The organism is Clostridioides sp. GD02404, from assembly GCF_045898275.1.
Classification (GTDB): Bacteria; Bacillota; Clostridia; order Peptostreptococcales; family Peptostreptococcaceae; genus Clostridioides; species Clostridioides difficile_A.
On record NZ_JBJOCA010000004.1, the window covers coordinates 37,200 to 52,359 of the forward strand.

Below are 15,160 nucleotides of genomic sequence, written 5' to 3' on the forward strand. Positions count from 1 at the left end.
GGTTATTACTTAAGTTGCTTCGCAACTTCTTCTGCAAAGTTTTCTTCTCTCTTTTGTATACCTTCACCAACTTCGAATCTCACAACTTTAACAACTTTTATATCAGAACCTACTGCTTTAGCAACATCAGCAACTAATTGTTTAACAGTTATATCTGGATTTTTAACGAAAGTTTGCTCTAATAAACAAACCTCTTTTAATTCTTTTTCTAATCTTCCTTTAACCATTTTTTCAACTATATTAGCTGGCTTTCCTTCATTTAAAGCTTGTTGAGTTAATACTTCTGTTTCATGTGCTATGTATTCAGCATCTACTTCATCTCTTGAAACGTACTTAGGATTCATAGCAGCAACTTGCATAGCTACATCTTTACCTAATTCTAAAACTTTAGCATCTCTAGCTTCTGTTTCCATTTCAACAAGAACACCTATTTTTCCGCCACCATGAATGTATCCAGCAACTTGTCCATTAGTTACAACTTTAGCAAATCTTCTAAAGTCTAATTTTTCACCGATTTTTGCAACTCTATTATTTAAAACTTCTTGTAAAGTTATTCCTTCTCTATGAGTCTCACCTAATAAAGAAGCTACATCTTCTTTATCAGTAGCTAATGCCATACAAGCAGCATCTTTAACGAATACTTTGAAGTCTTCATTTTTAGCAACGAAATCTGTTTCTGAGTTAACTTCTACCATAGAAGCAACTGTATTATCATCATTCATTTCTATCGCAACTAGACCTTCAGCAGCAACTCTACCAGCTTTTTTAGCAGCTTTTGATAATCCTTTTTCTCTTAATAAATCTACTGCTTTTTCCATATTTCCTTCAGCTTCTTGTAAAGCTTTCTTGCAGTCCATCATTCCTGCGCCTGTACTTTCTCTTAACTCTTTTACCATTTGAGCAGTTATATTAGCCATTTTTTAAGTTTCCTCCTACTTATTCTATTCCATATTATAAATGGTAAGGGCGACCCTTACCATTTAATTGTCAAATTATTATTCTTGGTCTTCAGCTACTTCTTCTTCAGCACCTTGTCTACCTTCGATTACAGCTGTTGCCATAGCACCAGTTATTAATTTTACGGCTCTTATAGCATCATCATTTCCTGGTATAGCAAAGTCTAATTGCTCTGGGTCACAGTTAGTATCAACTATACCAACTACTGGTATACCTAATCTATGAGCCTCTTGTATAGCTATGTTTTCTTTTCTTGGGTCAACTACGAACATTGCACCTGGTAATTCAGGCATGTCTTTTATTCCACCTAAGTATTTTTCTAGTTTTTCTTTTTCAGCTCTTAATTTTATAACTTCTTTTTTAGGAAGAACATTAAATACACCTTCTTCTTCCATTTTTTCTAATTCTCTTAATTTATTTATTCTAGTTTTTATAGTTTTGTGGTTTGTTAACATTCCACCTAACCATCTCTCATTAACAAAGTACATTCCACATCTTTCAGCTTCATCTTTTATCGCATCTTGAGCTTGTTTTTTAGTTCCTACGAATAAGATTGGCTTTCCTGTTTCAGCTACTTCTTTAGTGAACTTGTAAGCTTCTTCAACTTTTTTAACTGTTTTTTGTAAGTCTATTATATATATTCCATTTCTTTCTGTGAATATATACTTAGCCATTTTAGGGTTCCATCTTCTTGTTTGATGACCAAAGTGAACACCTGCTTCTAATAATTGTTTCATTGATATTACTGACATATTTTACCTCCTGGTTTTATACCTCCAGCTTGATCTTCTCCCTAAAAAACCATGTAATAGGCACCTTTTAAGGATCCCAATGCTGTGTGTGATTTATTTTATTTTTTCACCTCTAGTAGTATATCATAGAGGTGAAAAAATAACAATATTTTTTCCATATTTTCTATTTTTATATTTTTTTGTGTATTTTATACCATTTTTTTGAATTTAATTTGCAAATTTCATTTTTAATTTTGTTTTTAATGATATATTGTCTACATTATTACTACTTACTATATCTACACTTCCAAGTAAGTCACCTGAATTAGTATAGTATTTTATAGTACCCATAGTATCACCTTTTTTAACAGGATATTCTATATCTTTAATCTTTACTTCTGATTTTATACTTTCATCATCTTTTAATACTGTGTAAAGTTCATCCTTAGCTTTTAAAGTAACTTCTAATTCTTTCATGCCTTTAATATATTTCTTACCAATAAAACTATCTTTATCAATTAATTTTTTCATATTAAAATTTTCTTTTCCATATTTAAGTAGTGCTAAAGAAGCAGATGTTCTTTTATTTTTATGATTAGTACCCAATACTACACCTATTACTCTACGTTTTTTCTCATTTTTTTCATTTTTGTTTACAATCATAGAAAATGATAAACAATATCCAGCATTACCAGTATATCCAGTTTTTATACCATCTACTTCTGGTATAATTCTTAATAATGCATTTGTATTGCTTTTTTCAAAACTTCTATCTGAATTTGTATATGTCTCCATATCAGTTATAGCTGTTACTTGTTTTTCATAATGGTCAAACATGTATTTACCAAGAATAGCTATATCCCTCGCAGTAGATTTATTTTCTTTTGCTGGTTGTTTTGGATTATTTAAATCGTATATTGGAAGACCATTTGGATTTAGAAAATGTGTATTTGTCATTCCTATTTCTTTTGCTTTTTTATTCATTCTATCCACAAACGCTTCCTTAGTTTTACAAATATGTTTTGCTATAGCAATTGCCGCATCATTTCCTGATACAATCATAAGACCTCTCATAAGCTCTATAAGTGGTACTTCTTCACCATTTTTAAGTTTATAACTTGAACCTTTTACAGATGCAATAGACTTGTCTATTTTTACTACATCAGTTTCTTTTACTTCTTTATTTTCAATAGCTTCTATTGCAAGTAAAAAAGTCATCATCTTACTTAAACTAGCTAATGGTACCTTCATATCAGGTTCTTTACTATATAAAACTCTACCTGTCTCTTGGTCTATAAGTATAGATGTTTTTGAGTATTTGTCTACAGATTTTTCATCTGCAAATGAATAAGTTGGTATTATAAAAACTAGTATCATGGCTAATGCTATAATTTTTCTTATTGCATTTTTCAATTTTTTCACCTTCTTGGATTATTAAGTATATTTATATTTAAATTTTCCCTATTTAGTCCAATTTATATCTAGTAATTAATACCTATCCATATTTACACAGATATTATCTTATCATCCTTTTAATAATCACAGATGCCCAAATTGCTCCTATTGTAACTCCAAAAAATACTTCTATTCCTGCTAAAGCCTTTCCAATTAAACTTGTAGCAACCATATCTCCATAGCCTACTGTACTAAATGTAGCCATACTAAAATACCATAAGTCTATATACATTCTAAAAATCTCACTTAATGAATAATCACCTATATTATTTATATTTAAAGCTACAAGTGTACTATTTGAACTTTGTATGCCTACAAACAAGTATAATAAGGCAAAAACACTTATTATCACTATAATTACTAACAATATATTCCATGGCTTTTCTCCATAACCTGTAGTATAACGTGCTACTTGGTCAAAAAATTTCTCAACTAAATAGTCACTGAAAGTAGGATAATCAGAGCGTTTCATTATTTTACTACTATAAATTCTTTCCTTATAATAATAAAACCCTATCATTTCGTATTCTCCAATTTTTGTTGCTTGATTTCTAGCTATTCTATAATTTATCTTTCCATGCTTATACTCACTTTTATCATACTCTACATTTTTTAGTACAAACTTTGTACACATACTAAAAATAATTCCATCCATTCGTGGAAAATTTTCTGCTCTATTAACTACTAAGTCAGGTCCTTTAAATTTTACTTTTTCAAATATACGGTCATTTATATAGGCTTTACTGAATCTTGTTTTATTAAAATCACAGTTTTCTAGAAATACACCACCATTAAAAAACACACTTTTTCTAAATTCTGTATAGTTAAAAATAATATTCTTTTTAAAAATGTATTTTTTAAAATTTACTTTCTCTTTAAATATTACTTCAGAAAAATTCAATCTTTTGTAATCATAAGTTAATATTTCTTCTGCATTAAATTCATTTTCAAATATAAATCCATCAAATTCACTAATTTCTTCTTTATAAATAGTATCCATCATTAGTTGTATATCTTTATCAGACTTATGTTCTTTATGAAAGATACAATATCCAGAAGAATCTGCTTCTCTAGAGCATTTTTTTTGTCCATCTATTTTAGATATCCATTTACAGTTCATAAATATCCTCCAGTACAAAACAATTATTACTATTTTGTATTAGTTTGGATATTATTTTATTTTATATACTTAAATACTTATAAAATATATATTAACTTGTTCATTTTAAAATTTTTAATATCTTACTTACAAATAAGAGAATAAATTTTATCTATACTTTTATTTCTTTAAGTAATAAATACAACTTTAAAATTACTTATCATCCTTGAGTAATTTTGTAACTATATTTAGTGCTACTAAGTCATCCATAAATCCTATTGGAAATACAAAATCTGGAATAACATCTGTTGATATTACAAAATAAAGTAACATACTTCCAATCAATAAATATTTCTTTATTGTAAGTCCTCCTGTACAAAAGTCAGCATACATTTTTCTTAGTCTATCTGTAAATTGACCTTGTTTTTCAATAGAATCTACTTTTTTACTAAAATTATCAAAAAGTAGTTTTTTCCCTTCATCTGTCTGTACATATAATTTGCACTTACTCAATTCTTTTTCAATGTTTCCATTAAAATTCTTATCATTGATTAAATTTGCAAATCCAAGAATATCATCAAAATTACTAAAATCACTATCTGTGTTAAATATTTGATTATTATTGCTTTTAAATTCATGTCCTGAAGCTTTTAATAACTCTTCTAAATTAATATTTAAATGTATTGCTATCTTTTCCAAGTGATTTATATTGGGTTTTTGCTTATTATTAGCTATACGAGATATAGTAGCTTTGTCGATTCCACTTTTTTTGCTCAATTCTCCCATTGATATATCTTTTTCTTCTAGCAAAATCTTAAATAAGTCACCGAAATTTCCAACCGCACTATTTTGTTCCATCATTTTCACCTGCTTTATTATGATTGGTTTTATATTATTAATATGATTGTTCTGTTACTTAGGTGTTGTATGATGTTGAAATTTTATCAACAATTTATTGGTTTATCTGTAACAATTTATCCATTTTTACAATACTATAACTAATATAAGTACAAAATTTAAGAGAAAGGATGTTAATCTGCTGTGATTGAATCAATTTTATTAGTAACTTCTCTTTGTATAGATGCCTTTGTAACAAGCTTTGGATATGGCGTAAATAAAGTTAAAGTTCCTTTATATTCAAATATAATTATTAGTGTAGTCTGTTCAGCTATTTTAGCAATATCACTTTTTGCAGGTACAATCGTTAGAGATTTTTTACCTCAAAATATAACAATGTTAATATGTTTCTTTATCTTATTTTTATTAGGAAGTGCTCGACTAATTGAAAGCTTTTTTAAATCTTATTTTAAGAAAAAATCCATACATTCAAAAGATTATAATCTTAATATGTTAGACCTTAAACTAAATTTTAATGTAAGCATTGAACCTGATACTTTAGATACAAGTAAATCTAAAATACTTAAGTCTGCTGAAGCATTTACACTTGCTATTGCTCTAAGTCTAGATGGATTAGCAATTGGATTTGGTAGTGGTCTTGTAGGAGTAAATTATATACAAGTTATTCTATTTTCTTTACTCTCAAATATAATTGCAGTTCTACTTGGTTGCTTACTAGGAAATGTATTTGTTAAAAAAATAAATCTAAACTTATCTTGGTTAAGTGGTTTAATACTGTTGGTCATTGGATTTATGAAGATATGTTAATAAAGAAGCTATCTAAAAATAAAATTTTATCTTTAGATAGCTTCTTTTGTGTTTTTATATTTGTTTTCTATTTTCTCTAATTTCTTTCTGAATCTTTTTAAGAGCTTTCTTTGAACCTCTCTGAATGTCTTTTTCTAATTTTCTATCTTCAAAACTAGTAAACAAGGTATCCAAATCATATCCTTCTGGATATAATTCTGACGCTTTTATACTAAGTTCCAATCTTTTTATGTTTACTGAAATAAAATCATCTTTAAATAATACTTCTACATTATTAAACTTGTCTGTTGGTTTATATACAACCCCAAAATCATTTTCATCTAATAATTTTACCTTATCTCCTACATTATAATCTGTATAGTTTGAAATAATTTCAGAGTTTTTATTTTCTTCAACATTCGATTGTAATTTACTTCTTTTAATTAAGTCTAAATTATAGTTTCTATCAATTATATATTCTTTAGCTCTCTCTAGTACTCTATTTTTTATTCCCATTTTTTTTGAAATAAAAAGAGCATTACTATCCTCAGATTTTCCTATAGTCAACTTATACATTGGTTCTAAAGTTTCTTTATCAAACATCATACCAGCATTTTCGAACTCTGGATGTAAATTAGCAAATTTCTTTATCTCTCCATAATGAGTTGATGCTATTGTTATACATCCCATTCTGTAAAACTCTTCTAATAATGATATTGCTAATCCTGAACCTTCATTAGGTTCAGTTCCACTTCCTATCTCATCAAATAGAACAAGAGTAGAATTATTTGATGAACTCATAATCTCTGCGATATTTTTTATGTGTGATGAAAAAGTACTTAATGCATTTTCAATACTTTGATTATCTCCTATATCCACAAAAACTTTTTCAAATACACTAAATTCACTGCCTTCTTTTGCAGAAATATCAAATCCACATTGAACCATTAAAGTTAATAATCCAACGGTCTTAAGAGTTACAGTTTTCCCTCCTGCATTAGGTCCTGTTATTACAAGACTTCTGTAGTCTTTTCCTATTTCAAAATCTAAAGGTACAACATCTCCTGTTAGAAGAGGATGTTTACCTTTAATTATTTTTATATAGCCATTATGATTTATTTTCGGAGTAATACCTTTTATTTTTTGACTATACTTAGCTTTTGCAAATACCATATCATATTCAGAAAGTATTTCTATATTCAATTTTATCTGATTTATCTTATCAAATATAAGTTCTGTTAAATAAGATAAGATTTTATATTCTTCAATGGTCTCATCAGCTTTTAACATAGTCAACTCTGTACTTAGATTTGAAACACTTATAGGTTCAATAAATACAGTATTTCCCTTTGATGAGGTGTCTAATATAGTACCATCAACTTCATTTTTGTAGGAAGCTTTAATTGGTATTACATATCTATCATTTCTTTTACTTATTATAAACTCTTGTATATATTTTTTATTTATAGTTGATGTTATAAATTTATTTAGTCTATCTTTTATCTTTCCTTCTGTAATTTCTATATTTCTTCTTACTTTTTTTAATTCTTTACTAGCATTAGAATCGACTTTATTCGATTTTATACAGTAATTTATTTCATCTTCTATATTTTTACATTCTGTTATATTTAAAGCATAGGAACTTAATGTAGGTGAATAAAATTCTTTTTCTAGCATAAAAGCTTTAATCTTCCTACATCCTCTTAAAAAATCTTCAATATTTACAAGTTCAATTGGTTCTATTATCATTCCTTTTTCAATTTTGTCTATTGTAGAACCTGCATTAAACAATCCTTCAAGTGGTATATGATTGCTATTTTCAATTATCTTTCTAGCTTCTTTATTTTCTGCTAACTTTCTTCTTACTACTCCGATATTACCACTAGGAGTTAATTTATCTATCAGATTTTTTCCAAGTGAGCTTACACAATATGCTTTTATTAACTCTTTAACTTCGTTTAGTTGTAATCTTTCAAATGTATTATTATTCATTATTTTTTCTCCTTTATTTATAAGTCATAGGCTTTTAAATCCCCATACCATTTACTCTGATAATAGTTATTTTGTGAACGACTTAATAAATAAGGAGTTATTCTGCATCAAACTCCTTATTTATTAAGAAGCTTAACCCCGGACTCATTACTATTAGTATTTTTCTTCATAAAAAACTGCTCCTTTTCTATTTTTACTTAATCATTTATCTTGGTGCTCCTAATATTATTTCATAGATTCCATCTTCATGTCAATAAAAATAATTTCATTGATATTTTTGCATAATAAAAATTGTACTTCATCAAGAATCCATAAATACTTATACTCATTATATCCTTATTTTTCAACACACTTTTTAAACTTTCTATTTATTGTATTAACATAATCTCTTCATTTGCATTTTATATTCTTTTATGAGAACAAAAAAATAGCTGATAATAGTAAAACAATTTTACATGTTCTAACAAAATCAGCTATTTATAATCTAATATAATTTTAATCTTTCTTAACTTTGAAAATTAACCTTTATAAGTAATCAGCGGCTTCATAGTTGCCACTACTTGAATAAGCTTATACTCTATCAAACTTTCAATAATTTGTTCTATATTTTTATAAGCTTCTGGAGCCTCTTGAAATAATAAATTTATATCATTACATATAATATGGCTTTTAAATTTAGTTTGTTTTATGTTGTCTTTATTATACTTGTTTTTAAGACGAGATTTACAAATTGAACGAGACCATTTTCTACCAGCTCCATGTGACAGAGAATATAAAGATATCTCTGTATTTTCAGTAGGCATAACTATATATGATAAACTCCCTCTCGAACCTGGTATAATTACAGCTCCACTTTCACTTGAAACAGCGCCTTTCCTATGTATAAATTTATCTTGTCTTTTCTCTATAAAATTATGATTTATAGATAATATCTTTTCAATATTTCCAGATGTACCTATTGATTGCATAATTTTTTTACTGACAGCTTCACGATTACGTTCTGCCCAAATTAAAGCCTTATCATGACTTTCCATATATGCTCTTGCTTTATCACTTTCAACCTCAATACCATTTTTATTATAAAATTTATTCAAAATAGTTTCTCCATAATTTCTTGAGCCACAGTGAACCAGCATCATTATATCATCAGTTGATAATCTTAATTGTTCAAATTCTTCTTTATTATAAACTTCATTTACACATTGAAACTCTACAAAATGATTTCCACTTCCAATAGTTCCCAAATTTAAAATTGGACATTCTTCTTCATATATATCTGCTATTTCTATATCTGATAAGTCTTTAATCTTATCAAGAGATTTAATCCATCTTTCTTTTTTAAATTTCTTTTTTGAAATCCCAATTTTAAATAAGGTCATTCCACATCCTATATCATTTCCAATTATATGTGGATAAATAAAGTTACTAGTTTCAACAGCTAGACCAACAGGTATTTTACCTGCATGTAAATCAGGTAGTCCTACTATTTTTAAAACTCCATTTAAGTTTGAAATATCTTCAAGCTGTTTCTTTGCTATATCTTCAATCCAACACTTATTGCTTGCTATTATTTTTATTTCACTCATACTTTGCTCCTTTTTAATATGTTCCTGCCTTTAAAAAGTAGCAAAAAGCTGTGACTTTTAGCCACAGCTTTTTATTCTAAATTACAAAAGCAGGTGGCTATTTGTTAAAATATTCTTAGATGTTTGATACCTCATTATTTTTTTCTAACATAATAACCACTTCCTCTCATAATTTATGACTAAACTAGATTTTCTATCTATATGTATATTGTTCATAGATATTGCTTTTAAATATGTAATATATAGTTTTTATATTATAGAGCTGATAATAATCATTGAAATCATAACTATTGCTAGACCAGCAACAACAAGTTTTTTATGTAATTTTTTTCTCACTTTAATTTTTTCTTCTTTTTTTATCTGTACGACTTTTTCTTGTTTCTCTTCTTTTTTCTCATCTTCAACTTCTATATAAGCTTTTTCATACATTACTTTACTTAAATCAACAATAATATCATTGGCTCTGGTATACTTGTTATTTCTACCAAGAAGCCTCTTTATAACGTTTATAAGTTCTGTATTCCCATTAATTGCTTTTATACTATTCCAATCTAATCCTTTATCAATAGACTGTAATATTTTTTCTTCTGAATTCGATTCTCCAAAAGGTAATTTTTTAAATATTGACTCAAATAAAATAAGCCCTGTCGCAAAAAAATCACTTTCTTTATCGGTATAATTTATACATAGTTGATGTGGGCATAAATACCTTCTATTTCCATAACTTCTTGTATTAACCCCATTATTTGCTTTTGTAATTCCAAAATCACAAACCTTGATATTATATTCTGTATCTACTATTATACTACTTGATTTTAAACTACCATGATATGAATGATTTCTATGTATCATTTCTAAAGCTTTTAAAACTTGTATCATTATATTTACAATTGCTTCTAAATGAAGATAATTCCCTAGAATTAATTCATCTAATCCGATACCATTAAAGTCTTCACTTACAACATAATACAGTGTTGTTTCTTCTGTACAATGAATTCCAACATCTATTATTTTTAGTATATAAGGAGAGTTTATTTCATCTAAAGCAGTACTTTCATCAATTAAATTTGAAACAAAATCCCCACAGATATAATTATTGTGCTTTATGACTTTTATTAGCACATTTTTTCTGTAAAAAACATCTCTAGCTTTATAGATTTTGTTAATTTCTAAAACGTCATCAGAATTTACTACCTCATATCTATTGCCTATAAAATTCAACCATGTCACCTCCTCATACATTTTATATAACTAAATCTATTTACAATTATACCAATATATAGGAATATTTTCTATATATTAATGACTCTAATATCAAAACAAGAGTCAATAATGTTACTTTTATACAAAAAAAACAAGAAAGTCAGAGGCTTCCTTGTTTTTTTGTATAAATATCACTTTAAAAAATGATTTATTTTTTTAGTTCTTTATAGGAACTATTTGATATATGTTCTTTTTTTATTACATTTCCATTTGAATCTTTAAATATTCTATATGTAGAATACTTATTTTGACCAGTCTGTTTTACTTCTATTGATATATTAGGTTTGTCACCAGAGTTACCATATATTACTGATGATACACTTCCTCCACCTGCATAGTTTTTAATATATACAGGATGGTCATATGGATTTTTAAACTTTAAGTTTAATCCTCCATCACTTACAGTAGCATCTCTTCCTTTTGGCACATACGTTGATGCAGATGAATGATTTGTGACTTGAGTTATCTCCATTCCTGAAATAAGAGCAGCGTTATAAATTGTTGAAGATGTTTGGCAAACACCTCCACCTGCTGATTGCTCTAATTTCCCATAAACTATAACTGGTGCATCCTTATAACCATTAGCCTTATTGCTAGGTCCTGTAAGCTTATTATATGAAAACTCTTCACCTGGCATTAATAATACATCACTAGTTTTTCTTGCTGATAGACCCACATTATATGACCTACCTTCTATAGCCTGAGAATAAGTAGTTGAATATTGACCTATAACAGAATTCACAGTTTTTACTTGCTCAGTTGTTATGTCTGGTTTTTGAAGATTTACTTTAAGTTCTAAAGACTTATGCTCTTTATTCTTTATCATATTATATATAGATTCTTTGTTTGCTGCTAAATCAAACTCTCTTCCTACAACAGAATCTGTATAATTCAATCCTCCACTTCCAACACTAATAGAAGCATTTTTCATTTTGACATTGATACTATCTGCTATAGATGATACTTTTGAACTAAGCTTTGCCTCATCATAACTGGATTCTATTTTTAGAGCTAGCTTATTTATTCTTATATCAATATATTTTTTTAAGTTTTGAAAGTAAGAGCCTTTTTTTGTAGTCTCATATGCATTTTTTACAACTTCTTCTGTATTATATCTTAAGTCAATATCTTTTGGAGATATTGTATATTTTTTCCCATCATAACTAAGATTTAAATCTTCTGGAATATACTTACCTGTTATAGCTTTTAATGCTTCTTCCTTAGTCATATCAGATACATTTATTCCTTCTATATACACATTTTTAGCGATTTTCCCATTATACAGAAATTTGTTATTAAAAAAATAAGTAAATCCTCCTATAGCTACAACTAAAATTGCTAATACTATTATAAGATTTCTCTTTCTTTCTTTTCCTAATCTTGAAACCCTTGTTGCACTTCTGCCCATAACTTCACCTCATTTTAACACTAACTTAATTTTGCCTAATAGAGTTTCCATTTCAAAACTACTTTAGATTATATTTGAATAGCTTTTTTTAAACAAGGAATTTAATCAAATGTAACTTTATTGTAAATTTATGTCTTATAATTAGTTTTATTTTTGATATTTTTTTATTATATTTTTTTATTATTTCTTAATAAAAAAATCAAGGATTTTATAATAATTAGTTTAAATTATATTAAAATTTAAATATAACCTATCACTGGATAATGGTCTGACAAGTAAATTTTGTCTACTTCATATCCCTTTAACTCAACATTTTTATTAACAAAAATGTAATCTATCCTAGATTTTGATTTTTCAAATGTAGATAGATGAGACTTAGCTAGTGAAATGGCAATATCATTAAACATGCTTAAAAAGACATTTTCCTCATTAAAGTCACCACACAAAACAACTATCCCCACTAATCTATTTCTATAGTCTATTATTTCATCTAATTGTTTTGCTCTTTCTTGTCTATCAAGACCCAAGTGAGTATTTATTATATTTACTATTCTTCCATATTCATCTATAGTCATACAAAGTGCTCCTCGTTGTTCTTTTTTGCTAGTTAGGAAAAAATGATTGCTGTTTAATATTTTAAATTTTGTAAACGTGCAAATACCATATATCATACTTACTTTTTTTACGTTTGTAGCAAATACACCATCCATATTTAAAACAGTTTTTAAAGCTAAAAATTGAGGATATAATACTTCTTGCAAACAAATTACATCACAATCCAACTGTTTTAAATATGTTCCCATTTTAGTTAGAGTTAATCTATTATTTGAATCCATACCTTTATGAATATTGTAGGTTACTATTTTCATAATAATATCACCTCTTATGTAATATAATACTTATTAAAGTTTAAACTTATTTATTTTTCACTTAATAACATTACTTAGCTTATAAAATCAATTACTTATTTAATTACTTATAAACTTTATCACAAAAAAACCTAACTTAAGTATTTATATACTATATAAGTTAGGTTTTATAAACTATTATAATATTTATTATTTCATTCATTTCTAATGATGATTCTCCTTTTTTATCTTTTTCAATTTGCCTTCACTAACAACAAATAAAAATCCCATCTTCTTATATATTTCATCCAATTCAATTAAAGTTACTTCACCATTTTTTAAATTTGTTAATGTTATATCTTGTATTCTTCTTGATGGAATTATCATAAGTTATCAACACTCCTTTAAATTCTTTTTAATCTTTATATTTAAATATATTTATGTATTATGGTATATATTCATAAATTATTAAAATAAATTCAAAAAACATCCGTTCTGCAAACATTCGTTCTATATTTTTATTATACATCATACAGACGTTCGATTCAATACAAAAATTAAATATATCTCGATTCTAGTAAGTTTTACAATGTTATGCACTAAATATGTCAAAATATCTTTTTTATATAAATTATATTGTCAAACAAAAAATCATCTCAATAAAAGCTTACACTTAAATTGAGATGACTTTTCTTATATAAAAGTATTAGTTTAATATTGTTTTTTATTAAGCTAACATATGTAATATTTGAGTTACCATAAGAGCACAATATGTACCTATGACATTTCCTAAAAGTCCCATAAGCACTCCTACTGGTATTAATACTGGGTTATGAACTCCAGCAATCATAGGTGCTGTGGTTACTCCCCCTATATTAGCTATACTTCCTACCTCACAAGTAAATAAATCTAGTTTAAACAATTTTGCAAGTCCTATAAATGAAATAGCATGTACAAGTACTACTACTAACCCAAACATTATGTAAACAGGTGCTTCTGACAATCCAAAGAAATTTGCTTTACTTCCTGTAGCTGCAAGAAGTAAATACATAAACACATTCCCTACTAATGTACTTCCCTTAAGTTTTGATATTTTAGTCATACCTAATAGTATTGATACTGTAGATGCAACGAGTACTACCCACATAGTTTCATTAAGTATTCCCGAAGTTGGAAGTATCTTAGACACAATTTGTGCAAAAGCTGCTACTCCAAACCCAACAGAAAGTAAAGTCATAAGTTCTACAAATGTGGGTGCTGTATTATCTTTATTTTCTTTCTCAAGTTTTGATGTAACTTCATCTATAAAACTTGTATCACATTTTGTCCATTTATTAAATTTAGGTCCAAATTTTACAGACATTAAACAAACAGACATCCATACTGTATATCCTATAGAACCCATAAGTATTGCATAGCTAAGACCTTCTTCTGCAACTCCTAAAGCATTTGCTGCAGCAATCATATTTGATGAACCACCTATCCATGAACCAGATGCTGCTCCAAGAATTTTCCATGAGTCTGCACCCATTGAACCTTTAAAAATTATAAATGCTATAACGAATCCAAGCATAAATGTAAATGTAGCACAGAAAAATGATAATAACATTTTAGGACCCATTTTTAATATTTTTCTTAAATCACACTGAATTAACAAGAAAACTAACATTAATGGTAAAAAATTCACTGTTATTATATTTTGATATATTCCAACATCATCATTTTGTGCAAATAAACCAAATGATGCTAGTATAGCTGCTCCTAAGTAGATTAAAAGCATTGGATTAATTACATCAAATATTTTCCATTTCAATTTATCTACCATAAAAAAAATTACACCTACAAATACAACTAAGAAACTACAATATACAAATCCATTCTCAATCACATTATACACATCCTCTCTTTTCTTAATTAATTTTATTTTTTATGATTACTAATAAAGACCTTTTCTTCAGAAAATAAACAATTAAAATAAATATTTTTATCTATATTATGCTAATTAAATACATATATACTTAACTATTTACATATATTAATAAAGGTTCGCAGATTAATTACTTTAAAAAATGAATAATCTGAATTTAAAATCTTTTCCAACAATTATTTTATTACTAAAATTTTTATTTGTAAAGATAATTAAACTAAATATTTTATTTATTCATTCATTTTGTTTT

13 protein-coding genes are annotated in these 15,160 nt (G+C 26.9%); 1 reads left to right on the top strand and 12 read right to left on the bottom strand.

Annotation, left to right across the window (positions count from 1 at the left end):
* Positions 1-5: 5 nt before the first annotated feature.
* The 5 genes from tsf to Q3287_RS03805 all read right to left on the bottom strand — a co-directional run bounded on the left by tsf (position 6) and on the right by Q3287_RS03805 (position 5,100).
* Entirely contained in the window at positions 6-917 is a 912-nt protein-coding gene (gene tsf, locus Q3287_RS03785) for a translation elongation factor Ts (RefSeq protein ID WP_054276922.1), read from the bottom strand.
* 78 nt (positions 918-995) lie between these two features.
* Positions 996-1,709 carry a 30S ribosomal protein S2 gene (rpsB, locus tag Q3287_RS03790; protein ID WP_003424537.1) on the bottom strand — a complete coding sequence of 238 codons (714 nt, stop codon included), beginning with the start codon at positions 1,707-1,709 and terminating at the stop codon, positions 996-998.
* A gap of 207 nt (positions 1,710-1,916) precedes the next feature.
* On the bottom strand, positions 1,917-3,101 hold the full coding sequence (locus Q3287_RS03795; protein WP_176702528.1) for a D-alanyl-D-alanine carboxypeptidase family protein: 1,185 nt from the start codon (positions 3,099-3,101) through the stop codon (positions 1,917-1,919).
* 103 nt (positions 3,102-3,204) lie between these two features.
* On the bottom strand, positions 3,205-4,263 hold the full coding sequence (locus Q3287_RS03800; RefSeq protein ID WP_407963549.1) for a potassium channel family protein: 1,059 nt from the start codon (positions 4,261-4,263) through the stop codon (positions 3,205-3,207).
* 192 nt (positions 4,264-4,455) lie between these two features.
* Complete coding sequence (locus Q3287_RS03805; protein WP_054276925.1) at positions 4,456-5,100, bottom strand: helix-turn-helix domain-containing protein; 645 nt, start codon at positions 5,098-5,100, stop codon at positions 4,456-4,458.
* 183 nt (positions 5,101-5,283) lie between these two features.
* Between Q3287_RS03805 and ytaF the strand changes: the two genes are divergently transcribed.
* Positions 5,284-5,907, top strand: coding sequence for a sporulation membrane protein YtaF (gene ytaF, locus Q3287_RS03810; RefSeq protein WP_074179643.1), 624 nt, complete (start codon positions 5,284-5,286; stop codon positions 5,905-5,907).
* A 54-nt stretch (positions 5,908-5,961) separates the two neighbouring features.
* On the opposite strand, the gene Q3287_RS03815 is transcribed toward ytaF, so the two are convergent.
* From Q3287_RS03815 to Q3287_RS03845, 7 genes are all read right to left on the bottom strand, one after another.
* Positions 5,962-7,878: an endonuclease MutS2 gene (locus Q3287_RS03815; RefSeq protein ID WP_407963550.1), complete on the bottom strand. Its 1,917-nt coding sequence runs from the start codon at positions 7,876-7,878 to the stop codon at positions 5,962-5,964.
* Between the two features lie 518 nt (positions 7,879-8,396).
* A complete protein-coding gene (locus Q3287_RS03820; protein ID WP_407963551.1) occupies positions 8,397-9,464 on the bottom strand; it encodes an RNA ligase RtcB family protein in 1,068 nt (355 codons plus the stop codon).
* A 249-nt stretch (positions 9,465-9,713) separates the two neighbouring features.
* Complete coding sequence (locus Q3287_RS03825; RefSeq protein WP_223152915.1) at positions 9,714-10,694, bottom strand: protein kinase domain-containing protein; 981 nt, start codon at positions 10,692-10,694, stop codon at positions 9,714-9,716.
* A 181-nt stretch (positions 10,695-10,875) separates the two neighbouring features.
* A complete protein-coding gene (locus tag Q3287_RS03830; protein ID WP_407963552.1) occupies positions 10,876-12,135 on the bottom strand; it encodes a VanW family protein in 1,260 nt (419 codons plus the stop codon).
* A gap of 239 nt (positions 12,136-12,374) precedes the next feature.
* The gene (locus tag Q3287_RS03835; RefSeq protein WP_407963553.1) at positions 12,375-13,004 is read right to left on the bottom strand and encodes an endonuclease/exonuclease/phosphatase family protein; all 630 of its coding nucleotides are present in this window, start codon (positions 13,002-13,004) and stop codon (positions 12,375-12,377) included.
* Between the two features lie 204 nt (positions 13,005-13,208).
* On the bottom strand, positions 13,209-13,370 hold the full coding sequence (locus tag Q3287_RS03840; protein WP_003424559.1) for a hypothetical protein: 162 nt from the start codon (positions 13,368-13,370) through the stop codon (positions 13,209-13,211).
* 340 nt (positions 13,371-13,710) lie between these two features.
* Positions 13,711-14,871: a DUF819 domain-containing protein gene (locus Q3287_RS03845; RefSeq protein ID WP_054270609.1), complete on the bottom strand. Its 1,161-nt coding sequence runs from the start codon at positions 14,869-14,871 to the stop codon at positions 13,711-13,713.
* Positions 14,872-15,160: the final 289 nt, after the last annotated feature.

Bases quoted from the DNA above. Each gene is read 5' to 3' on its own strand.
- tsf (WP_054276922.1), bottom strand. From the start codon at position 917: ATGGCTAATATAACTGCTCAAATGGTAAAAGAGTTAAGAGAAAGTACA.
- rpsB (WP_003424537.1), bottom strand. From the start codon at position 1,709: ATGTCAGTAATATCAATGAAACAATTATTAGAAGCAGGTGTTCACTTT.
- Q3287_RS03800 (WP_407963549.1), bottom strand. From the start codon at position 4,263: ATGAACTGTAAATGGATATCTAAAATAGATGGACAAAAAAAATGCTCT.
- Q3287_RS03805 (WP_054276925.1), bottom strand. From the start codon at position 5,100: ATGGAACAAAATAGTGCGGTTGGAAATTTCGGTGACTTATTTAAGATT.
- Q3287_RS03815 (WP_407963550.1), bottom strand. From the start codon at position 7,878: ATGAATAATAATACATTTGAAAGATTACAACTAAACGAAGTTAAAGAG.
- Q3287_RS03820 (WP_407963551.1), bottom strand. From the start codon at position 9,464: ATGAGTGAAATAAAAATAATAGCAAGCAATAAGTGTTGGATTGAAGAT.
- Q3287_RS03830 (WP_407963552.1), bottom strand. From the start codon at position 12,135: ATGGGCAGAAGTGCAACAAGGGTTTCAAGATTAGGAAAAGAAAGAAAG.
- Q3287_RS03835 (WP_407963553.1), bottom strand. From the start codon at position 13,004: ATGAAAATAGTAACCTACAATATTCATAAAGGTATGGATTCAAATAAT.
- Q3287_RS03840 (WP_003424559.1), bottom strand. From the start codon at position 13,370: ATGATAATTCCATCAAGAAGAATACAAGATATAACATTAACAAATTTA.